Raw genomic sequence first — 19,701 nt, forward strand, 5'->3', positions numbered from 1 at the left:
AAGTGGGGAGGTGGTCAGACACTTGGATGCTATTTGAAAACGCCTAGTCGCTCAAACCGGCCAGTGTTTCAACATGTGCCTGGACACTGAATGCGAGGGAGACAGGGTTGTATCCACCTTCAAGCACCGAGACGATTCGTTTCTGGCTAAAGCGTTCAGCGATCTGCATGATCTGTTGCGTGACCCAGCGATAATCCTCTTCGTCCAGATTTAAATCCGCCATGGGATCTTCCTTGTGGGCATCAAAACCGGCCGATATAAAAATCATATCCGGTTGATGTGCTTCTAAAGCGGGTATCCAACGTTCAAGAATGGCTTGGCGAAACACCTCAGGCTCTGAGTGGGCAGGGATCGGACAGTTCACGATGTTCGGGCGGTCAATTTCGACATAACGCTCCGGGTAATAGGGATGCTGAAAGGTTGAGCAGACCAAAACCTCGGGACGATCCTTGAAGATATCCACAGTACCGTTGCAGTGGTGTACATCAAAATCCAAAACCGCGACCCTTTCTATACCGTCATGCAGTAAGGCATGGCAGGCACCGATAGCAACATTGTTATAGAAGCAAAAACCCATAGGAGTATTAAATTCAGCATGGTGTCCGGGCGGGCGCACAGCACAAAAGGCATTCTCTGCCTTGCCACTTAAGACACGGTTGGTGGCAAGAATCACGCCTCCGGCCGCTAAACTTGCAGCATGCAGTGAATCTGGACAGAGCGCGGTATCATCATCGGTATACACGACACCTTGCTCAGGAACTTTCATTTCCAGTTTTTTCTGATGCAGAGTGGCATGTGCCAAGCGTATCTGCTCATCAGTAACGGGCACGGCCGTTAGGCAATCCAGTTGCTCCATCAAGCCGGTGCGCTCTAAAACTTTACGGATGGCTTGTAAACGAACAGGGCTTTCCGGATGTTCGGGGCCCATGTTATGCAAAAGACAATCAGAGTGTGAGATGTATGCAGTGGTCATAGTTTTTATAGGCTCCTCAACTCCATTCATTTTAGTGTAAAAAAAGAGTCTTGAGGGTTAGGCGAAGGTTGTAGAGATCAAGAAATCTCTACAGAAGTAAGCGGGTTTTGATTTAGATCAATAACCCGCGTTGCGTGCTTGTTAAGATATCCCTGCAGATAGAACTTACTGAGGCATCCTGCGTTTCACCCAGCGCTTGATGCCTATTTTTTTGTCTGCAGTTCGGCTTAATTGGGGTGGGTTTTACGTTTCAGGGGGGCAAAGCCCTGATCCGTCGCGGGTTTGTCCTGCTGTGTAGCGGCCTCGCCGGGAACACTCGGCGTACGACGCTTACCGATGCTTTTTTGATCACGCAAGCGCTTCTTCACTTTCGGCTTGTCTTCACCCTTGCTGCCTTTTTTGTCTTTCTTTTTCTTGTCTGTGGAGGCTTTTCCAGAAGCCTTCACCCGTTTCGGTCCGGTGAATTGACCTTCAAAGCCAGGTAGAGAGCGGGGTTCTAAACGGATTTTTAGATAACGCTCAACTGAAGACATCAGGTTCCATTCTTGCGGAGCGATGAGCGTGATGGCTAGGCCTTCACGTCCAGCACGTCCGGTACGCCCGATACGATGTACATACTCATCACCACTGCGCGGCATTTCAAAGTTGATCACCAGATCGATCCCTTCGATATCCAAACCGCGAGCGGCCACATCGGTAGCGACCAGCACACGTATCTGTTGATCACGTAATAAACGGATGACTTGGCGACGCTGGGGTTGATCCATTTCACCATGCAGCACGGCCGCACGATGCTTGTGATAACGTAAAACATTGCCTAGATGATTGGCTTGCGAGCGGGTATTGGTAAACACAATCACCTGATTGGCGCTTTCCGATTGCAGCAGAGCATGCACTAGGCGTTCTTTGTGTTTGAGATCATCGGCTAGCACGCGTTGTTGTGTGATGGCTTCGACCTGGGTTTGTGCACTGCTGAGTAAGCAGGTTTCCGGGTCGCGCAAGACTTCGGCGATCAGCTCGCCCAGTTGCTGTTTCTTTAAAGTGGCTGAGAAAAGTAGGGTCTGGCGCTCTGGACGGCAGGCGTGTGTGATTTTGAGCACATCTTCACGAAAGCCCATGTCGAGCATGCGATCGGCTTCGTCGAGCACTAAAAACTCTAAGTCTTTAAAATCCAGCGAGCCTTTATCCAGGTGTTCGATGATGCGCCCCGGTGTCCCTACAATCACTTCTGGATTCTTACGAATTTTGGCCGATTGCTCACGGAAACCTTCGCCACCACACACTGAGAGAGCTTTGATAAAGGTGAAGGCTGAGAGTTGCTCACAGGCTTTACAGACCTGTTCAGCCAGCTCGCGGGTGGGGGTGAGGATTAAGGCGCGAGTGCCGGCACGAGGTGCAGATTGTTGCAAAAAAGCGTGCAGGATCGGGAGTAAGAAAGCGAAGGTTTTACCGCTGCCGGTCTGGGCACTGACCAGCAGATCCTTGGCATTCAGTGCCCGAGGAATCACTTCGGTTTGTACCTCGGTTGGTTGCTGGATTTGAAGATGATCCAAGGCTTTGAGCAGGCGCTCATGTAAGGAAAATTCGCTAAACAAAGTGTTTTCTCACTGAAGAATCAAAATGGCTAAAAATCTTAGCCTGCATAGTAGCAGATGTGCTGTCATTTGTCGGATTTTCGATCCTGCACGCCGCCTGTCCGGACAGGGATTGTGCCTATGCAGCATTTAGGGCTTGTCAAAAGCCTTGGCTTAGGCTTATATAGGCGTTTTGATTTTTAAGACACTTTTTATTATGCGTTCAGTCCTGATTCTTCTACTGGCCTTATTCTTGAGCGGCTGTTATACCCAGACGCGTCAACCCCAGTCTCTAGTGCAAAAGCCGGAACCTGTGCAGGCACCGTTGGAAATTCGTTTAGCCTTAGAGCAGCAATATGTGAGTTGGGCGGGTACCCCTTATCGGTTAGGGGGAACAGATCGCAGTGGGATCGATTGTTCCGGTTTTGTGCGCGAAGTGTTTAGCAATGTTTATGCCTTAGATCTGCCGCGCAGCACCGATGAGCAGGTGCATTTAGGTGCGGAAGTATCACGTCAGGCTTTACAGCCTTCAGATCTTGTTTTCTTCCGTACCGGTGCGACTCAGCGGCATGTCGGAATTTACTTGGGAGAGGGCAAGTTTCTGCACGCGTCCACCAGTCGAGGGGTGATTATCTCACGTTTGGATAATCCCTATTGGAAACGAAACTATTGGACGGCTCGCCGCCTAGCGGATGAACCTCAAACACTGGCCAGTCTCTGACTGGCTTTTTTTTGGTCAAAATTTGCTGGGGTGAAGTGAATCTAAGCGTTAAAGGCAGTGCTGGTGCTTTTTTGTACGCTTTTGCAGATGCCTAAGCTGGTGCGGTCTTGGGCACTTGCCCCCGAACTCTTCAGATCTTATGCACAGACTTATGCAAGGAATGTGTGGATAAGCCAAATTCATCTAAAGCCGTCTGGGGTAAGTTGCCAGGCTCTGCTATGTTTAAGCCATTCATCAGCGATCGAGTTGAAGAGAGACTATGCTGATCCAGTCCTTTGATCGAATTGCGATCCCGGTATTTGTTCTCGACAAAGAGCATCGTATTGTTTTTTGGAACAAAGCCATTGAAGCCATGAGTGGATTGAGCAGTGCCTGCATGATTGGCACGCGTGATCAGTGGCGCTGCTTTTACGCCTCTCCGCGTTATTGCATGGCGGATCTGATGTTATTGGAAGATCCCATATCTCATCTCGAAACCCTCTATGCCGGGCGCTATCGTAAAAGTGATTTAATCGAAAATGCGGTGGAAGCCAGTGATTATTTTCCAGAAATCGGAGGCGGGCGTTGGTTGTCTTTTACCGCTGCGGCGCTCTATGACGCCCAAGGCGAGGTGTGCGGTGCTATCGAGACCCTGGTCGATATATCAGAGCAAAAACGCTTTGAGCAGATGTTACAGGAGCGTGAGCAGCACTTCCGTGAGCTGAGTATTACCGATTCCCTGACAGGGCTGTATAACGTACGCCATCTACACGAGCAGTTACGCCGCGAATTAGCGCGTGCGGTCAGGCATCCACAAGGTTTGAGCCTGTGTATGCTTGATCTCGATTACTTCAAGCAAATTAATGATCGTTATGGACATTTGCTGGGCGATCGCGTTTTAGAGATGTTTGCCGGTGTTGTGCGGACCAGTCTGCGCGAAGCGGATCTAGCTTTTCGCTTTGGCGGAGAGGAGTTCTTATTGCTATTGCCCGATACTTCGGCCGCTGAAGCGTTTCTGGTGGCTGAACGTATTCGTCAGACCCTAGAGCTCAATACCGCGCTGAGCGCAATTCTGGAAGGTTCGGTGGAGGATTCGGTTGCGGATTTAGAACAGGGCCTGAACATGCCTCTACCGCGTGTGACCGTCAGTTGTGGTATTACCGAATACCGACCGGGGGATAACGAAAAAACGCTGATTCAGCGCGCGGATCAGGCCTTGTATCAAGCTAAAGGTGCGGGCCGTAACCGCACGCTGATTGGCTGAATACACCTCCCGATCAAGACTTCCATGCTTCCTGATTAGCAGGAAAAATCAAAAAATTTATTTTTTATTTCAAAAGGGTGTTGACATAAATCGGCTAGGCTGTAGAATCTGCGCCCATCCTTTGGAGGGATGGCTGAGTGGTCGAAAGCACCGGTCTTGAAAACCGACGAGTCGAGAGGCTCCCAGGGTTCGAATCCCTGTCCCTCCGCCAAAGGATAACTTTGAGTGTTCCCTGATAGCTCAGTCGGTAGAGCAGTAGACTGTTAATCTATTGGTCGCAGGTTCGAGTCCTGCTCGGGGAGCCACACTCAGAGGATGAGCGGGTCGTTAGCTCAGTCGGTAGAGCAGTTGGCTTTTAACCAATTGGTCATAGGTTCGAATCCTATACGACCCACCATTTCATCCTCCCAGTTTGGGTCGTTAGCTCAGTCGGTAGAGCAGTTGGCTTTTAACCAATTGGTCATAGGTTCGAATCCTATACGACCCACCATTTTCCAAACTCCCTTCCGTGTTACCCTTTGTTTATCCATAATTTTCGTTTTGAATCTTATCCTAAGCACCGAGTTTTTCTGCCATGAAAAGTCCTTTGATTACGCGTGCAGGTCGTGATGCTTTAAAAGCTGAGCTGGATTATCTCTGGAAGGTCGAGCGCCCTAAGGTCACGCAAGCGGTCTCTGAGGCAGCGGCTTTGGGTGATCGCAGTGAGAATGCTGAGTATAAAGAGGGCAAGCGTCAGTTGCGTTGGATTGATCGACGTGTGCGTTTTTTGGTCAAGCGTTTAGAAGAAGTCAAAGTGGTGGATTACGCGCCGGAGCAGGAAGGGCGTGTCTATTTTGGTGCTTGGGTCGAAATTGAAAACGATGCCGGTGAAATCAAGCGCTGTCGTATTGTGGGCAGTGATGAAATTGATACCGATCTGCAGCATATCACTATCGACTCCCCTATGGCGCGTGCCCTAATCGGCAAGCAGGTGGATGATGAAGCTCTCGTGCACACCCCCTCCGGACCCAAGGTTTGGTATATCAATCGCATCGAGTACACGCCCTTCTCGGATGCAAAGAGCTGAAAAAGCGCGTTGAAAATCACTCAAGCTTAACTCTGCTTGGCCGATACCCTGACTATTCATCAATGGAGTGGTTATGCAGGCCGATTCTTCGCAACTAGCCCATCAGGTACCGCCAACGGTACAGCAGAAAATCGAGCGTTTGACCGCGAGTCTGCCACAAGCTGTGCGTGGGCCGCGTCAGGCGGATTTTGGTTTTTTGCTATCCCTGATAGCCTCTCAGCAGGAATTGCGTCGTGAAGGGCCTTCTGAAGCGTCTGGAGCGGGCTTTCAATTGCCTGAGTCAGCTGTTTTGCGTTATCCGCATCCAGACTCTCTGGTGACCCCCCAAGTGGTTGAGCGTTTAAATACTTCGGTGCGTGAAAGTCAAAGAGGTGAGTTGGCCTATTGGGTGAGCCATCTTGAGGTGAAAGCGCGGATGCCACTGAGCCAGCCACTGGCGAATGATCGTTTTGCGAAAATGAGCTTAGCCTCTTTAGGCGGTGAGTTGCTAAAGCAGATCGAGGCTTCTGAGTCTCTGTTTCAAGCGGTGGCTTAACCGCACTGAGGCGGCCTTGCCGAAGGTGACCGAGTGGTCATTAAACTTACTCGGTACGCCACAAAACTTTTGTCGCTTCCCCCTGTTCTACAGACCACCATTCATCCGGCTCATCGCCTTCTTGCCAGCCTGAAACAATGCAACGTATCTGCGTGTTCAGCGCCGTTGCCGCTTCCTGTGCGCAGTCTAAATCCTGTGACCAGGGGGTTTGGTTGGATTGAAACCAGAGGCTCATCCAGGCCTTTCCGGCCACTTTTTCATGCAGAGTGATAGGAATTTTCTGCCCTTGCCATGTCAGGGCGCTGGTGTGTACCAGGCCTTTACTCTGCCAGGGAGCTAGAGATCCAAAGCGTTGCTCCAGCCAAGCGCTGATTGCTTCAATGGGTGTCGATTTGATATAGATTTCAATATCGGGGTGGGGACTGCTCATCATCAGAATCCAAAAAGCGCATGACACGCAAAATACTTAAACATAGGTAAGCGACAAAAGCGAGTATGCTGCCGAGGCCGATGAGGATCAAGCCTGCCAGTGCCATCAGCTCTTGGCCGAGAGAGGGCAGAAGCGTGAATTCAGCAGCCGTGACCAGCATCAAGCCGAGGAGAAAAATGCCAAAGCCGAGCAAAAGTAAGAAAAAATTCTCGCGTGCTTGATCCGCGCGCTGGTAGAGCCAGGCTTTGATCTTGGTCAGGCGTTTCATCGTTTTTGATAAAGACTCAGCCAGATATCAGCCTGGAGTTGCATCGCCGGTTCCGCTAAGAGTGCGGCACGGCGTTCGGCACGCAAGCGTTGGCCGTGTGGGGTCATCATCAGCAGGTGCTCTAAGTCTTCAGCACGACTGATGTCGAAGCGAAAGCGCAGACGTTCAGCGCGGCAGGGCGTGAAGAGCGTGTTGAGCTGGGCATCGGGATTTAAGTCGGAGTCTTGAACCTGATCATAGATGCGCTCACGCAGCTCGCGTAGATGATCCGGACCTGCCCAGACAACCAGAAAATAACCGCCGGGTTTGAGAATCTTTGCGGTGGCTTCGGGCAGGAGGCGGGCAAAAATCAGCGTTGCAACTTCAACACTGTTGGCTTGTAGAGGAATATCCGCACCGGTTGCGACCAGCCAGCTAATCTCACGATTGCGCTGGCAAGCGAGGCGGATGGCGTCTTTCGAGATATCCAATGCGTAGGTGGTCAGTTGAGGGTCTTGCTCAAGTAGGGCTTGGTGCAGTTGAGTGGTGTAATAGCCTTCACCACAACCCAGATCCAAAAGTGATAAGGGCGTTCGCTGTGCACAGGACTCTGCCAACATCTGTGCCAAGGCCGTGGCGAGAGGGTGGTAAAAACCGCGATCCAGGAAGGCGCGGCGTGCTTGTACCATCTCTAGGTTGTCACCGGGCATTCGTGAACGTTTGCGTTGGGGTAACAAAAGGTTCCAATAGCCTTGACGCGCGGCATCAAAACTATGCCCTTGCATACATTGCAGTTGCTTGTTGTTGAGTAATAGAGGATCTGAACAGACCGGGCAGCGCAACAAAGCGGTGGGCTTCATGTCAGCAAACGTACCAAAATTTGTTCATAAATCGCCGATAACTCATCCAAATCCTGAGCTTTCACGCACTCATTGACCTTGTGAATCGTTGCATTCACGGGGCCTAACTCAACCACCTGCGCCCCAGTCGGAGCAATAAAGCGTCCATCTGAAGTCCCACCGGCGGTCGACAGCTCAGTCTCGCGACCACAAACCTGACGAATCGCCTGACGTGTGGCCTCGACGAGATCACCGGACGCGGTGAGAAAAGGTTGTCCGGATAGGGTCCAATCGATCGACCAATCCAAGGCATGGCCTTCCAGGATTTCGCTGACTCGCGTTTGAATCTGCTGTGCCGTGATTTCCGTGGAAAAACGTAAATTAAACGCTGCTTTCAGTTCTCCGGGCACCACGTTGGTGGCTCCGGTTCCTGCATGAATATTGGAAATCTGGAAGCTGGTCGGCGGGAAAAAATCATTGCCCTGATCCCAAACCTCCTGGCTTAATTCAGCCAAGGCGGGCACCGCTAGGTGGATGGGGTTTTTCACGAGATGTGGATAGGCCACATGCCCCTGAACACCGCGAATGGTTAAATCCCCACTAATGGAACCACGACGTCCATTTTTGATTACATCCCCAACCTCGGCGGTACTGGAGGGCTCTCCAACGATACACCAAGTGATCTTTTCTTGGCGGGCTTCCAAGGTGTCAATCACCCGTGTGGTGCCGTTGATAAAAGGGCCCTCTTCATCGCTGGTGATGAGCAGGGCAATCGAGCCTTGATGATCTGGGTGCTGAGTGAGGAAGCGCTCCAGTGCCGTCATGAAGGCAGCGATACTGCCTTTCATGTCGGCCGCACCACGTCCATACAGATAACCATCGACTATCTGGGGTTCGAAAGGTGGATAAGTCCATTTATCTAGAGGGCCTGAAGGCACGACATCAGTGTGTCCGGCAAAACAAAACAGCGGGCCTTCCTGACCGCGACGTGCCCAGAGATTGGTCACTTCCTCAAACGGCATAGGCTCTAGGTTAAAGCCCAAGGCCTCTAAGCGCTGCATGAGTAGCGCCTGACAGCCGGCATCTTCTGGCGTGACGGAAGGGCGACGAATCAGCTCACAAGCCAGTTCGAGAGTCGCGGAAGGAGTGCTCATGGATCGTTAGCCTTTTTCAGGATCAGTTATGTTTATGCAATTCAGCGTTTAACTCGATAGCCGATTGATTGGTTTTGACTTCAATCTGGCCATTTTGTGAGTTACGGCGGAAAAGTAGATCGGGTTTCCCGGCTAAATCGGAGGCTTTAATGACTCCTACAGGTTGATTTTGATCATCCAGTAGAGTGACTTTAGAGCCGCCTGTAACGTATAGGCCGGCTTCTAAGGTGCAGCGATCTCCTAGCGGAATACCCAGGCCGGCATTGGCTCCGATCAGGCAGTTTTCACCGACCGCAATGACAACATTGTTACCACCGGACAGGGTGCCCATGGTTGAGCAGCCACCGCCAAGGTCGGAACCGTTCCCGACCACCACACCGGCAGAAATACGCCCTTCGACCATGCTGACGCCTAGGGTGCCGGCGTTAAAGTTAATAAAGCCTTCGTGCATGACGGTCGTGCCTTCACCTACATGGGCACCTAGGCGGATGCGTGAAGCATCACCGATACGCACACCTGCAGGCACGACATAGTTGGCCATTTTCGGGAATTTATCCACAGAGAGAACATCCAGTACACGTCCCTGGGCGCGTGCGGCCAGTTGATGGTTTGGCAGTTCTTCCAGAGCGACCGCACCTTCTGATGTCCAGGCAACATTCGGCAGCAAACCGAACATGCCGTTCAGATTAACTGCATGAGGCTTGACCAGGCGATGGGATAGAAGGCTGAGTTTTAAATACACTTCAGCAGTGCTGCTGGGCGCATCATCACTTTCCAGAATGCACAAGACAAGAGGCTGCTGCGTGCCTTCCAGCACTTCGGTGATTTCAGCTTGTGCTTCCGCGCCGACGGCTAAAAAAGCGGCTTCCAGTTCTTTGAGCTGTGTGTTTTTCAGTTCGATTGCCTGATTGCCACCGGTGTAACCCACTTTCTCTGCCACGATGCTGAGGAGTTCGCTGGAAGCATTCAGCAAGGGAGCGTGGTAGTAGACTTCCAGCCAGGTTCCCTGGGATGAACGGGTGCCCACACCCAAACCTAAGGCAAAATTATTCATTGTCTGCTCCATGTAAAAATTCAGTGTAGTTCAATTCATTAAAGCCGATTAAGCACCCTTTGGGGGTTTCTAGAACCGGGCGTTTGATTAGCGTAGGGTGCGTGAGGATCAGCTGTATCAGCGCCTGTGCATCGCTCAGCGCTTTATCCGCATCGGGCAGTTGCCGCCAAGTGGTGCCACGTTTATTCAAAATCTGTTCAAGGCTGACATACTCTAACCAGGATTGAATCTGCTCCTGTGTTAGGCCATCTTTGCGAAAATCATGGAAATGATAGTCCAATTGTTCTGCGTCCAGCCATTTATGTGCTTTACGCACCGTATCACAGTTACTGATGCCAAAAAGTTTGAGCATGCTGCGCCTCCTTAAAGTGTTTCGATATAACGACGGATGCGCTGCGCCGCTTCCACACACTCATCCAGCTCGGCGACCAGCGCCATGCGCACATAGCCAGCCCCTGGCAGGATGCCATCCACTTCGCGTGATAGATAGCGGCCTGGTAAAAGCGTGAGGTTTTCAGCCGCAAAAATGCCTTTCGCAAACGCATCATCGGCGATGGGGGTTTGTGCCCAGAGATAGAAGCTGGCTTGGGGTGCGGCAAAATTCATGACGGGCGCTAAAATGTCCCCGACGGCTGCAAATTTAGCGCGATATTGATCGCGATTGGACAAGACATGGCGCTCATCCTGCCAAGCCGCAATGGAGGCTAGCTGATGTTGTACTGGCATAGAGCTGCCGTGGTAGGTTCGGTACTGGAGGAAAGGCTGAATCAGCGCGGCATCACCGGCGATAAAACCGGAGCGCATACCGGGCAAATTTGAACGCTTGGACAGACTGTGGAAGACGATGCAACGCTTATAATCATGGCGTCCCAGTTCTGCGCAGGCTTGGAGTAGCCCCGGGGGTGGGTTGTCTTCATCCAGATAAATCTCGGAATAACACTCATCGGAAGCCAGAATAAAATCATACTCATCTGCGAGTGCAATCAAGGCTTTTAATTGCTCTAGGCTATGCACCGCTCCGGTTGGGTTGCCGGGTGAGCAGATAAACAGCAACTGGCAGCGCTGCCACACATCCGGTGCGACGGACTGATAGTCGGGAATGAAGTTCTGTTCGGCTAAGCAATTTAAATAATAGGGCTCAGCACCCGCTAAATAGGCCGCCCCTTCGTAAATCTGATAAAAGGGATTAGGGGAAACCACCAGGGGTGCTTTCTGTGTCCGATCCACAGCAGCTTGAGTAAACGCAAAAATGGCTTCACGCGTGCCATTCACCGGCAGAACGTGCTGATTAGCATCTAAGCTTTCAGGCTTGAGATGAAAGCGTGTCTCGGCCCAGCGCGCAATGGCTTGGCGTAACTCAACGATCCCGGCGGTAGTCGGGTAATTGGACAAGCTTTTGAGGTTTTGAGTAAGGGTGTCGGCGACAAACGCAGGAGAGTCATGCTTAGGCTCGCCAATTCCTAACGAAATATGCGCTAAAGCAGGGTTGGCGATAACGCCCTGTTTTAATTGTGCGAGTTTCTCAAAGGGATAGGGCTGCAGTCTGCTGAGATCAGGGTTCATTGCAATATCCTGTAAAATCCGCGCAAAAACCGCGGGTTTGTCGTCTGAAATGGGGCGAAAGTATACCTCAAGGCCGTTTCGCTGGCCAAGAATAGTGTCGGGCTCTGTACGCGCGTCTATATTTTCACTTGCAAGCCTAGGCTGGAGTCGCTCTAATCCCAGCCCATTCTATGTCTAACCGGATACACGTAACCAAGAGGTGTGCATGAGCGTTTTGGTCCATTGGCCGACTGAACATCTGTGTCTGAGTGACGAACAATTGCGCTCCGCGGTTCGAGCTGTGGAATCGGCCTTTGCATCTACCCTGGAAAGCTTAAGGGTCGATATAGGTTTAAAAGAGATGGTACAGGAGATCTACGTGCCCATGTGTGGCTGGATCGCCTGCTGGCAGCAGCGTAAGGGTGGGCCACTGGTACTGGGCATCAATGGTGCTCAGGGGGCAGGGAAGTCAACCCTGTTTAATCTGCTTGAGGTGACTCTGAGTGAAGGCTTTGGCCTCAAAGTGGTGGGGTTTTCCATTGATGATCTGTATAAAACGCGTGCGGATCGTGAGCGCTTGGCGCAGCAAGTCCATCCTCTACTGAGCACACGAGGTGTGCCGGGCACGCACGACGTGGATCTGGGCATTCAGATTTTGGATTCGCTGTTGCAGGCGGAAGAGAATACGGTCACGAAAATCCCTGTATTTGATAAATCGGTGGATGATCGTTGTCTTGATTCAGTTTGGCAGGAGTGGACGGGCAGTGCTGATATCATCGTTTTTGAAGGTTGGTGTGTCGGGGCTCAGGCTCAGGATGAAGCCGAGTTACCCCATCCGGTGAATCAACTGGAAGCGGAAGAAGACCCGCAAGGCCATTGGCGGCGTTATGTGAACGAGCAGTTACAGACTGCCTATGCTGACCTTTTTTCACGCTTGGATCTTTTGATCATGTTGCAGGTGCCGAGTATGCGTTCCGTGTATGAGTGGCGCTCCTTGCAAGAGAAGAAGCTGGCGGAGCGAATGCGTTATATCCATGACACTCAGCAGCCGACAGACCATCTGCGCATCATGAACGAAGAGCAGATCGTACGTTTTATTCAGCATTATGAGCGCCTGACCTGCGCCATGTTGAAAGAGATGCCACAACGTGCGGATCTGACTTTACGCCTCAATGAAAATCACAAAATCTGTGACCTTCTGCTCAATCAACCCTGCTGCTTGTCTAAATTGGAAAAAGCGCGGTGGTCGCCAAGCTAAACACGGTTTTGTTGATGGTGCGGTTGGTTTTATCTGAAACAATCCGTGCCATCATATCCTGATGAGCAATCAGTTTGCCGAACAAGCGCTCAAAGCTCAGATTGGCTACACCCTGCTCATCCCAGCCATTGGTTAGCAGGAAAAGCTCCCCTTGCGGATTTTTACGGTTACTGAGTCGCCAGACGATGATCTCAAGATTGCGTGCCGAATCGTAAAGCTTTTGTTGGTCGATCTCGTTCAGTAGGTAAAACTCATGGCGATAATTGTAAGAAGCATGCAGCATACCGCCAATGCCTACCATTAAGGCAAAGACGCGATCACCGTCAAAATCTGGATCGAACACCAGAGGAATCGCATCCACTCCATAACGATAATCCAGTTCAGAATGAGTGATAAAGCGGGGGCGATCGAATAACAGGGCTAAACGCCGTTCCAGTGTCATGCCGGGCGGGCCTTTACGCAGCTCACGTGGGTTGCGTTGGTAGAGTTTGATCGTGAGTTCATGGGCTAAGCGCGTGACTTCTTCAACATGAGCATCGGCGACTAGGTCGATATCACTCTTAGCCAGATTCTTCAGTAGAAACGGGCGCTCTCCTGGTGATTGTGCGCAGCCCATCAGGCCCAGACACAAAACAGGTAGAAGCCAAAGTCGTTTCACAAGCATTCTCCGCGTCAGGTGGGTGGATCAACGTAGTTGGGGCTCTTCAGCGCTTAGCAGCGGAAAGTGTAAGCCTTCCGTTGCCACGGGCGCTGATCCGGGGGTAATCAGCTCGATACCACCTACTAAAAGGGTTTCTAAGCTGGATACTTGAAGATCTAAACCTTTAAATAAGCCCGCACTGGCACGAATGCCTCCGACATTACGAAACTGGCTCGCGGTGGTCACCAGGGATTGGTATTGCGGTTGAATATGCAGATAAATCTCTACCCGCTCCCCCTGGGGGCTGAGCTGATAACCACTGACTTCGCCAATCGCCACACCACGGTAGAACACTTGACTACCTTGATCTAAAGAATCCAAGCGTTCCGCTGTGAGAACCAGATTTAACCCCGGCCCAGGTAAAAAAGCGGGGGCTGTTGAGAGAGCAACAAAGTGTTGGCGCGGCTCGCGACTTGCGCCTGCGCTGACGGCAACATGATTACCTAAGAGTAAGGCTTCCGGATGGCGCACCCCGCTGAGACGAATTTTGGGTTGTACCACCCAGAAGCGGCTGCCTGCTCGAGCGAGAAAGCGCGCTTCGGGATAGAGTAGAGCCTCAGCAAATAAGTGCCCTTCGGCATTTAGCAGAGAAACTGAGAGAATTTCTCCCACCGGCTGTTCACGAAAGCGTATCTGACTACCGGCGTGTAGAGCAGGGCCGGGTGGAAACTCCAAGGTGATTCGAATGCTATCTTGATGGCTTTCGCTCTCATTGTTGAAGAGCGTAAAGTGTGTGCCCGCAGGGGCCTGCGGGCCATCGGAGGTGGAGAAAGCAATACCGCCTTGAATCAGCGTGCGCAGAGTATCCATTTCCAGCTCAAACCCTTGCTGCAGGGAAAAGCGACTGCGCACAGGCTGTAAGCGCCAGAAGCGAGAGTCCTGCCGTAGCAGATGGGCATAACGTTGGCGCAGGCTGGCGTAAATAATGACCCCGGGTTCGTTAGGATTGAGTTGATACCCTGTAACCTGGCCAACTTTAATACCGGAATGTAATAAAGCGCTGCCGCGTGTAATGCCATCCAGTGCTGGGGCCAATAAGCGCAGACTGACGCCCTCAAACCCCGGGGCTTGATAGTTCAGATCTTCACGTGAGCTGTCTTCGTCGGCATAGAGAGTAAATTCGGCGCCTTGTCGAGCCGGGCGTGGCTGCCCGAAATCAGGTGAGTCAAAATGAATCCCTCCACTGATCATCGATAAGAGAGAGCCAGTATGTAGGGTAATATCTGGCAGCTGGGCATCGATCTGTATGCCACTGGCGTTCCAAAAACGTGAGCGTTCGGTGACGCGTGTTGCAAACTCAGGGCGAATATATAGATCAATTAACACCTGTTTGCCCGAGTCATCCAGGCGGTAATCGAGAATGCGGCCAGCTTCCAGGCTGCGGAAAAATACCGGCGCATCACGTTGTAAGGAGCGTGCCGAATCGGCTCGTAGCGTGATATACAAGCCCTCTTCATCGCGGGAGGGCGGAGGGGGTTGAGTCAGGGCGATAAATTGGCGCTGACTCTCACCTTCACCCGGTAAGATTCCAATATAGTAACCTGAAATCAGGGTTTCCAAGCCACTCACTCCCTGGAGCGACACCTGGGGTTTGACTAACCAAAAACGTGTTTCTGAGTTCAGCATGCTCTGTGCAAGGCTGTTCATTTCGATATGCGCGGTAACGCTCTGGAAATCCTCATTGAGTGTAATGCGGCGCACATCTCCGGCCGCTAAGCCTTTGTACATGACACGGGTTTTCCCCGCTTCCAAGCCTTCCGCAGATTCAAACACCACTTCGATCATAATGCCTGCTTCTTGGTAGGTTTTGTACACCAACCAGCCCGCAATCAGTGCCGCCAAAAGTGGAAGTAACCAGACCACGGAGGGGCCACGGTGTTTGCGGATTACAGCGCGTTGCTTGAGTGGACTCGTGTCAGACATTAACTACTCTCATCAGGATAGCGGTCCCAAATCAGGCGGGTATCGAAGGTGTTGGCGGCCAGCATAGTGCAAATCACCACGCCGGCAAAGGCTGTGGTACCCTGCTGTCCGCTGATCTGAGCGAGATTGCCCATCTGCACTAGGCTGACTAACACCGCGACCACAAAAATATCCAGCATCGACCAACGCCCTATCCAATGCACCATGCGAAACATCAGCATCTTTTGTTGCATGTTGGTGGTCCAGCCCATTTGTAGGGTGAAAAGCATGATCAACAAACCGCAGAGCTTGCCAATGGGGATCAGCAGGCTCGCAAGGAATACAATAAACGCGATGCCATACAGGCCATGCTGAGTGAGTTCAAGAATGCCGCCTATAATCGTAGCCGGTTCACCACGTCCCAAGCTTGTAATCTGCATGATCGGTAATAGATTCGCAGGTAGCAGTAAAAAGGCGGAGGTGAGGAGCAAAGCCCAGGTACGTGTCATGGCCGCCGGTTTGCGCAGATGCAGTCGACTCCCGCAGCGGGCGCAATGTCCGGGCGCTTCCTCTACAGGCCAGAGCGCGTGGCAGTCGTGGCAACTGATCAGTTGTTGTTTGGCGGCTGAAATGCCAGTCTTAACGCCCATCTTGATCAGGCTCCTGTAGCGCTTCAATACGGGCCCAGAAGAGATCCTTGTCCAGCATTGAGGAGCTGAGTGTGGTGACCAAAATCAAAGCGGCTAAACAGAAAAGCCCCGGCCCCGGTTCTAAGCTGGCCATAGCGGCCAGTTTGACCACCGAAACTAGGACACCCACCAGATACACCTCTAACATGCCCCATTCATCCAGATGCAGATAGCTGCGTAGAGCAAAGCTTAACCCCGGTAGAGACCAGCGCATTTGCAACCCAAGGCTCACCCAAAAGAGTAAACAGAGCTTACAGATAGGCACCAAAATAGTGAAAAGCAAGACCAATAAAGAGACCCCCCAGAGTCCATCCTGAAACAAAGCCATGGCGCTAGAGAAGATGGTTTCAGATCGGCTTTGCCCTAAGAGTTCCAGTGTGAGTAAAGGGTATAGATTGGCGGGGAGAATCAGAATGAGTCCTGCACAGGCCAGCGCCAAACTGCGTTCAATACTGTTGGCGCGGGCACTGATTAATACGCTCTGACAGCGTGGGCAGCGTGCGGTTTGGCTGATCCGAATCACCGGCCGATGCAGTAAAAGATCGCATTCATTACAAGCGATAAGATGACGATAGTCTGGATGAGTTGTCGGCATGGTCGCTCCGAATCAAAAACTTAGGCGCAGGCTTAAACCTAGACCCGCAGGCTTAGACCTTGATCCTGCGCAGCCGTTTCGTGCGTGTTTTCGTTTATAGTAAAGAGAGTATACCTTGCTAGGAGAGTCTCATGGAGAAGTCGAACGCGGATATCAGCACCCTCAGACGCGAATACGCTGTGGGTGGATTGGATCGTGATGCCTTGGCAGCGGATCCACTAGAGCAGTTTAAACACTGGTTAGAACAGGCTATCGCCCAATATGCAGATGAAGCGACGGCGATGACTCTGGCGACCGCCAATAAAGAGGGGATGCCGGCTGCGCGTATAGTTTTGCTGAAGCGTTATGATGCGGAAGGTTTTACTTGGTTTACCGATTACCGTAGTGAGAAGGGGCAAAATCTCGCGGAGAATGCGCAGGCTGAGCTGCTGTTTTATTGGCCAGGTCTGGAACGTCAAGTACGGATTCGAGGCCGTGTGCAAAAAGTCGAACGTGCGTTGAGTGAACAGTATTTTAATGAGCGCCCACTAGGTAGTCGTTTGAGTGCTGCCATTTCTTGCCAAAGCTCACCGGTCGACAGTCGTCAAACCTTGGAAACTGCCGTGGCCAATTTACAGCAGAGTTTAGATGAGCAGGCTGTAGCCTGTCCGCCCACCTGGGGAGGATATTTGCTCAAACCTGAACGTTATGAGTTTTGGCAAGGTCGCCCGAGTCGATTACATGATCGCTTTATCTATCAGGCCACAGCCGAGGGGTGGCAGATTACCCGCTTACAACCTTAGCTTTCCTATCCGGTCTCATTTTGCTGATGCAGCATTATGAGACCTTTTCGCGCCACTGTAACTCGCCTATCTGCACATTCAGCCAGTCAAAACCGATGCGTTTGGCGACGGCCGCTGCCCCATCCAGGCTTTTAAATTCCCGTTCATCCTTAGATCGCTGCAGATTGAGTGTGATCACCTCCTGATCGCGTGTCACAAATTTTAGTGTCCAACCGCGAGACATAGACACCGGTATCGCCTGGCAGGATTCAAATACGCCGGCTTTGAAAAGTAGTCTTATTTCCTTCTCTTGCATCATCATTTCCTTAAAATGCATTGTTATAAATAATTAATGATATTTTAAATTAAATTAATGATTTTGCAAGTTTAAGCCTGGATTTTATTGGATTTAACTAATTGATTTTATTGGTATTTATCTATCGATTCTGGTTTTTTTACTGCTTGGTTTTAATGAAGTTAACTTGTTGTTTTATATAAATAAAATTTTCAATTGTTTTTAGACCTTTATCGAATAAAGCTAATTCAAAAATGATAAATTGATATATCTAAAATTGATTTTGAATGTTTATGGAGAAGGCTGTGAAGAAACGTTAGGATGCATCTGAAAACAGACGCTAGGTGAGGAGGCAGCTGTGCGCACAGATCGCAGTATTAAACGGCATTGGATGCTTGGGTTTTGGGTCATGTTTTGTTTGGTGATTTTGCCGGGTTGCCAGGACAAGGCTGCGGTTTTGGATGCCGGAGAAGTGGCTGAGCGCATCCAACAGCGGTATGAGCGTGATTTTCATCTTTTACCGATGAGCAAGCAGAGACACTATGCCCAGCGTCTTTACCGCTTGACCGGAAGTGAGGCTTACCTCGAGGTCAATCAGCAGTATGCGGATCAGGTGCTCAGTCGTTTGCGTCAGGATTTGGATGCTTTGGCTGAAGATGCTGCGTTTCTAGATCAAGTGGTTACTGCAGCGCTGGCGCGTTATCCTTTACGCAGTGAGCGTCAGCGCCAGCGTTATCATCTTTTGTCACAGCGTGAGGATCTAATTTTTGCCAGCCGTTTGCTGTTTCGTTTGACTCAAGTGCGTTATTACGGCTTAGAGGCCGAACTCACACCTCTGCAATGGCAAACCGCGCGGGCGTATCTGTCCAGTCGGCCTTTTCAGTCTTGGGTGACCCATCCCGACATGCTAGAGCGTTATACAGCGCAGACAGCGAACTGGGTCTGGTTCTTACATGAGCTGGAGTTCTTGGATTTACGCTCCGAGTATGTGCAGGCTTTTCAGGCTCACTTTCCATTGGAACGTGATCCCTATCTGAATCAGACGGCGCTGCGCAACAAACTCTATGGCTTGACCCATATCGTGATTGCTGCCAGTCGCTACTATCAGCAGGAGGTCAGTGCTGAGGAGTTTGCTTGGGTGCTGGAGGCATTCCGGGCATTGGATCAGCGGATTCTGCGTGAGGCCACCGAAGATATTTACACGGAAGTCGGTATTTCTTTACGTTTGATGGGGCAGCAGGATGAGCCGCTGTTAGCGAAGATTGAAGCCGCCTTGATTCAGGCGTTTGATTCAGAGGCTAATCTGATTCCTTCGCCTCAAGGCAGTCGCTCACTGGTGTCTGGGCAGCATCGTAATGTCTTAGCGATTTTGCTACTGAAGTGGCCTGAGGCGCTACACCCCGGGCCACGCTTAGCAACACTCAGTTCGCCCGAGCCTTAGGCTGTTCTGGCGCTTAGGAGTTTTGGCGTGCGTCTAGACGCATCTTTAGAGCGGCTTCGACCGCATCCAGAGTTTTTTTCATATCAGCCACGCTGGAGTCGGAGTCATCTATCTCGGGTGAGAATTTGATCATATCGAGAACTTCAACCATAAAGGTCTCTTCATTCATTTTGATCAGCTGCTCAGGTGTCCAGCGGTGAATACGACTGGGCATGGTGTGTCTCCTTATTTTTGAGGACTTAAATCACTAGCAATCACTAGCAAGAGCCTGACATACGTCAGTTTTGCTTGCTTCGTCTATAGTGTAGATGCAGTTTTCAGGAATTGACCAATCTAATCTCGACTTAGTTGACTGAGATTAGACACAGATCAGCCTGAGCATCGGCTCTGTTCTTCTCGGCAAAAATCTTGAGCTGCATCAATATTCAGCTGGCATGAACAGGGTAATCTGACCGCGAATTCAAATTTTTGAGGGTAGGGTCATGTTTGGTATCGATGTACACAGTCTGGAAGTTTTGGTGCCGAGTCTGGTGGGCGTGATTGGCATCAGTGCTGTGATGGTTTGGGCCTTTATCAAAGTCCGTCATCTGATGAATGAAGATGAAAAGAAGTGATGTCGCAGGGTAGAAGGAGCGGATCCTGAGATGACAAGATCCGCTCCGAAGCCTTAGCGCTCTGTGAG

General features: G+C 51.1%; 23 protein-coding genes and 4 tRNA genes. 12 read left to right on the forward strand and 15 right to left on the reverse strand.

The genetic code is table 11. From position 1 onward, the window contains the following. Positions 1-43 precede the first annotated feature (43 nt). Both E1H14_RS07720 and E1H14_RS07725 read right to left on the reverse strand, forming a co-directional pair. Positions 44-973: a histone deacetylase family protein gene (locus E1H14_RS07720; RefSeq protein ID WP_149390880.1), complete on the reverse strand. Its 930-nt coding sequence runs from the start codon at positions 971-973 to the stop codon at positions 44-46. Between the two features lie 227 nt (positions 974-1,200). Next, positions 1,201-2,568, reverse strand: coding sequence for a DEAD/DEAH box helicase (locus E1H14_RS07725; protein WP_149390881.1), 1,368 nt, complete (start codon positions 2,566-2,568; stop codon positions 1,201-1,203). 196 nt (positions 2,569-2,764) lie between these two features. On the opposite strand from E1H14_RS07725, the gene E1H14_RS07730 reads away from it, so the two are divergent. The 8 genes from E1H14_RS07730 to E1H14_RS07765 all read left to right on the forward strand — a co-directional run bounded on the left by E1H14_RS07730 (position 2,765) and on the right by E1H14_RS07765 (position 6,112). Then, complete coding sequence (locus E1H14_RS07730; RefSeq protein ID WP_149390882.1) at positions 2,765-3,268, forward strand: NlpC/P60 family protein; 504 nt, start codon at positions 2,765-2,767, stop codon at positions 3,266-3,268. Positions 3,269-3,527: 259 nt separating this feature from the next. Beyond that, positions 3,528-4,511 (forward strand): sensor domain-containing diguanylate cyclase, encoded by a 984-nt coding sequence (locus E1H14_RS07735; RefSeq protein ID WP_149390883.1) that lies wholly within the window; start codon positions 3,528-3,530, stop codon positions 4,509-4,511. A gap of 123 nt (positions 4,512-4,634) precedes the next feature. Then, positions 4,635-4,722, forward strand: a tRNA-Ser gene (locus E1H14_RS07740). Positions 4,723-4,740: 18 nt separating this feature from the next. Further along, a tRNA-Asn gene (locus E1H14_RS07745) sits at positions 4,741-4,816 on the forward strand. A gap of 16 nt (positions 4,817-4,832) precedes the next feature. Then, positions 4,833-4,908: transfer RNA gene (locus E1H14_RS07750), tRNA-Lys, on the forward strand. 17 nt (positions 4,909-4,925) lie between these two features. Continuing rightward, positions 4,926-5,001, forward strand: a tRNA-Lys gene (locus tag E1H14_RS07755). Positions 5,002-5,085: 84 nt separating this feature from the next. Beyond that, complete coding sequence (gene greB / locus E1H14_RS07760; protein WP_149390884.1) at positions 5,086-5,577, forward strand: transcription elongation factor GreB; 492 nt, start codon at positions 5,086-5,088, stop codon at positions 5,575-5,577. A gap of 73 nt (positions 5,578-5,650) precedes the next feature. Further along, on the forward strand, positions 5,651-6,112 hold the full coding sequence (locus E1H14_RS07765; RefSeq protein ID WP_149390885.1) for a hypothetical protein: 462 nt from the start codon (positions 5,651-5,653) through the stop codon (positions 6,110-6,112). A gap of 46 nt (positions 6,113-6,158) precedes the next feature. On the opposite strand, the gene E1H14_RS07770 is transcribed toward E1H14_RS07765, so the two are convergent. From E1H14_RS07770 to dapC, 7 genes are read right to left on the reverse strand one after another with little or no spacing between them, the layout of a single operon-like run. Next, positions 6,159-6,542: a hypothetical protein gene (locus tag E1H14_RS07770; RefSeq protein ID WP_149390886.1), complete on the reverse strand. Its 384-nt coding sequence runs from the start codon at positions 6,540-6,542 to the stop codon at positions 6,159-6,161. Then, on the reverse strand, positions 6,517-6,810 hold the full coding sequence (locus E1H14_RS13160; protein ID WP_200834062.1) for a hypothetical protein: 294 nt from the start codon (positions 6,808-6,810) through the stop codon (positions 6,517-6,519). The genes E1H14_RS07770 and E1H14_RS13160 overlap by 26 nt, the downstream gene beginning before the upstream one ends. Beyond that, positions 6,807-7,649, reverse strand: coding sequence for a putative RNA methyltransferase (locus tag E1H14_RS07780; RefSeq protein ID WP_149390887.1), 843 nt, complete (start codon positions 7,647-7,649; stop codon positions 6,807-6,809). Before E1H14_RS07780 ends, E1H14_RS13160 begins: the two co-directional genes overlap by 4 nt. After that, on the reverse strand, positions 7,646-8,782 hold the full coding sequence (gene dapE / locus E1H14_RS07785; RefSeq protein ID WP_149390888.1) for a succinyl-diaminopimelate desuccinylase: 1,137 nt from the start codon (positions 8,780-8,782) through the stop codon (positions 7,646-7,648). Before dapE ends, E1H14_RS07780 begins: the two co-directional genes overlap by 4 nt. A gap of 22 nt (positions 8,783-8,804) precedes the next feature. After that, entirely contained in the window at positions 8,805-9,836 is a 1,032-nt protein-coding gene (gene dapD / locus E1H14_RS07790; RefSeq protein ID WP_149390889.1) for a 2,3,4,5-tetrahydropyridine-2,6-dicarboxylate N-succinyltransferase, read from the reverse strand. Further along, positions 9,829-10,188, reverse strand: coding sequence for an ArsC family reductase (locus tag E1H14_RS07795; RefSeq protein ID WP_149390890.1), 360 nt, complete (start codon positions 10,186-10,188; stop codon positions 9,829-9,831). The genes dapD and E1H14_RS07795 overlap by 8 nt, the downstream gene beginning before the upstream one ends. Before the next feature lie 11 nt (positions 10,189-10,199). Beyond that, a complete protein-coding gene (gene dapC / locus E1H14_RS07800; RefSeq protein ID WP_149390891.1) occupies positions 10,200-11,399 on the reverse strand; it encodes a succinyldiaminopimelate transaminase in 1,200 nt (399 codons plus the stop codon). 205 nt (positions 11,400-11,604) lie between these two features. On the opposite strand from dapC, the gene E1H14_RS07805 reads away from it, so the two are divergent. Next, positions 11,605-12,636 (forward strand): hypothetical protein, encoded by a 1,032-nt coding sequence (locus E1H14_RS07805; RefSeq protein WP_149390892.1) that lies wholly within the window; start codon positions 11,605-11,607, stop codon positions 12,634-12,636. Here the strand turns inward: E1H14_RS07805 and E1H14_RS07810 are convergent. The 4 genes from E1H14_RS07810 to E1H14_RS07825 are packed head-to-tail and all read right to left on the reverse strand — an operon-like array spanning position 12,602 to position 16,522. Beyond that, positions 12,602-13,294 (reverse strand): hypothetical protein, encoded by a 693-nt coding sequence (locus E1H14_RS07810; protein ID WP_407670244.1) that lies wholly within the window; start codon positions 13,292-13,294, stop codon positions 12,602-12,604. The two genes, E1H14_RS07805 and E1H14_RS07810, sit on opposite strands and share 35 nt — an antisense overlap. 27 nt (positions 13,295-13,321) lie before the next feature. Further along, entirely contained in the window at positions 13,322-15,259 is a 1,938-nt protein-coding gene (locus E1H14_RS07815) for a PqiB family protein (protein WP_149390894.1), read from the reverse strand. After that, positions 15,259-15,888, reverse strand: coding sequence for a paraquat-inducible protein A (locus E1H14_RS07820; RefSeq protein WP_149390895.1), 630 nt, complete (start codon positions 15,886-15,888; stop codon positions 15,259-15,261). The genes E1H14_RS07815 and E1H14_RS07820 overlap by 1 nt, the downstream gene beginning before the upstream one ends. Continuing rightward, the gene (locus tag E1H14_RS07825; protein ID WP_149390896.1) at positions 15,878-16,522 is read right to left on the reverse strand and encodes a paraquat-inducible protein A; all 645 of its coding nucleotides are present in this window, start codon (positions 16,520-16,522) and stop codon (positions 15,878-15,880) included. Before E1H14_RS07825 ends, E1H14_RS07820 begins: the two co-directional genes overlap by 11 nt. A gap of 131 nt (positions 16,523-16,653) precedes the next feature. Here E1H14_RS07825 and pdxH point away from each other — a divergent pair, with 131 nt between their 5' ends. Then, on the forward strand, positions 16,654-17,304 hold the full coding sequence (pdxH, locus tag E1H14_RS07830; protein WP_149390897.1) for a pyridoxamine 5'-phosphate oxidase: 651 nt from the start codon (positions 16,654-16,656) through the stop codon (positions 17,302-17,304). Positions 17,305-17,338: 34 nt separating this feature from the next. Here the strand turns inward: pdxH and E1H14_RS07835 are convergent, their stop codons facing one another. Beyond that, positions 17,339-17,533 carry a hypothetical protein gene (locus E1H14_RS07835; protein WP_235017420.1) on the reverse strand — a complete coding sequence of 65 codons (195 nt, stop codon included), beginning with the start codon at positions 17,531-17,533 and terminating at the stop codon, positions 17,339-17,341. Positions 17,534-17,936: 403 nt separating this feature from the next. On the opposite strand from E1H14_RS07835, the gene E1H14_RS07840 reads away from it, so the two are divergent. Continuing rightward, complete coding sequence (locus tag E1H14_RS07840) at positions 17,937-19,019, forward strand: DUF3541 domain-containing protein (protein WP_149390899.1); 1,083 nt, start codon at positions 17,937-17,939, stop codon at positions 19,017-19,019. A 13-nt stretch (positions 19,020-19,032) separates the two neighbouring features. Here the strand turns inward: E1H14_RS07840 and E1H14_RS07845 are convergent, their stop codons facing one another. Further along, positions 19,033-19,233 carry a hypothetical protein gene (locus tag E1H14_RS07845; protein WP_149390900.1) on the reverse strand — a complete coding sequence of 67 codons (201 nt, stop codon included), beginning with the start codon at positions 19,231-19,233 and terminating at the stop codon, positions 19,033-19,035. Between the two features lie 268 nt (positions 19,234-19,501). Here E1H14_RS07845 and E1H14_RS13370 point away from each other — a divergent pair, with 268 nt between their 5' ends. Then, a complete protein-coding gene (locus E1H14_RS13370) occupies positions 19,502-19,633 on the forward strand; it encodes a hypothetical protein (RefSeq protein WP_268814361.1) in 132 nt (43 codons plus the stop codon). Positions 19,634-19,701 lie beyond the last annotated feature (68 nt).

The organism is Nitrincola tapanii, from assembly GCF_008368715.1.
GTDB classification, from domain to species: domain Bacteria; phylum Pseudomonadota; class Gammaproteobacteria; order Pseudomonadales; family Balneatricaceae; genus Nitrincola; species Nitrincola tapanii.

What these genes read in the sequence shown, in the direction of transcription:
- greB (WP_149390884.1), top strand. Translation starts at nt 5,086, where the DNA reads ATGAAAAGTCCTTTGATTACGCGTGCAGGTCGTGATGCTTTAAAAGCT.
- E1H14_RS07820 (WP_149390895.1), bottom strand. Translation starts at nt 15,888, where the DNA reads ATGGGCGTTAAGACTGGCATTTCAGCCGCCAAACAACAACTGATCAGT.
- E1H14_RS07720 (WP_149390880.1), bottom strand. Translation starts at nt 973, where the DNA reads ATGACCACTGCATACATCTCACACTCTGATTGTCTTTTGCATAACATG.
- dapE (WP_149390888.1), bottom strand. Translation starts at nt 8,782, where the DNA reads ATGAGCACTCCTTCCGCGACTCTCGAACTGGCTTGTGAGCTGATTCGT.
- E1H14_RS07805 (WP_149390892.1), top strand. Translation starts at nt 11,605, where the DNA reads ATGAGCGTTTTGGTCCATTGGCCGACTGAACATCTGTGTCTGAGTGAC.
- E1H14_RS13370 (WP_268814361.1), top strand. Translation starts at nt 19,502, where the DNA reads ATGTTTGGTATCGATGTACACAGTCTGGAAGTTTTGGTGCCGAGTCTG.
- E1H14_RS07735 (WP_149390883.1), top strand. Translation starts at nt 3,528, where the DNA reads ATGCTGATCCAGTCCTTTGATCGAATTGCGATCCCGGTATTTGTTCTC.
- dapC (WP_149390891.1), bottom strand. Translation starts at nt 11,399, where the DNA reads ATGAACCCTGATCTCAGCAGACTGCAGCCCTATCCCTTTGAGAAACTC.
- E1H14_RS07765 (WP_149390885.1), top strand. Translation starts at nt 5,651, where the DNA reads ATGCAGGCCGATTCTTCGCAACTAGCCCATCAGGTACCGCCAACGGTA.
- pdxH (WP_149390897.1), top strand. Translation starts at nt 16,654, where the DNA reads ATGGAGAAGTCGAACGCGGATATCAGCACCCTCAGACGCGAATACGCT.
- E1H14_RS07780 (WP_149390887.1), bottom strand. Translation starts at nt 7,649, where the DNA reads ATGAAGCCCACCGCTTTGTTGCGCTGCCCGGTCTGTTCAGATCCTCTA.
- E1H14_RS13160 (WP_200834062.1), bottom strand. Translation starts at nt 6,810, where the DNA reads ATGAAACGCCTGACCAAGATCAAAGCCTGGCTCTACCAGCGCGCGGAT.
- E1H14_RS07825 (WP_149390896.1), bottom strand. Translation starts at nt 16,522, where the DNA reads ATGCCGACAACTCATCCAGACTATCGTCATCTTATCGCTTGTAATGAA.
- E1H14_RS07845 (WP_149390900.1), bottom strand. Translation starts at nt 19,233, where the DNA reads ATGCCCAGTCGTATTCACCGCTGGACACCTGAGCAGCTGATCAAAATG.
- E1H14_RS07795 (WP_149390890.1), bottom strand. Translation starts at nt 10,188, where the DNA reads ATGCTCAAACTTTTTGGCATCAGTAACTGTGATACGGTGCGTAAAGCA.
- E1H14_RS07815 (WP_149390894.1), bottom strand. Translation starts at nt 15,259, where the DNA reads ATGTCTGACACGAGTCCACTCAAGCAACGCGCTGTAATCCGCAAACAC.
- dapD (WP_149390889.1), bottom strand. Translation starts at nt 9,836, where the DNA reads ATGAATAATTTTGCCTTAGGTTTGGGTGTGGGCACCCGTTCATCCCAG.
- E1H14_RS07730 (WP_149390882.1), top strand. Translation starts at nt 2,765, where the DNA reads ATGCGTTCAGTCCTGATTCTTCTACTGGCCTTATTCTTGAGCGGCTGT.
- E1H14_RS07770 (WP_149390886.1), bottom strand. Translation starts at nt 6,542, where the DNA reads ATGAGCAGTCCCCACCCCGATATTGAAATCTATATCAAATCGACACCC.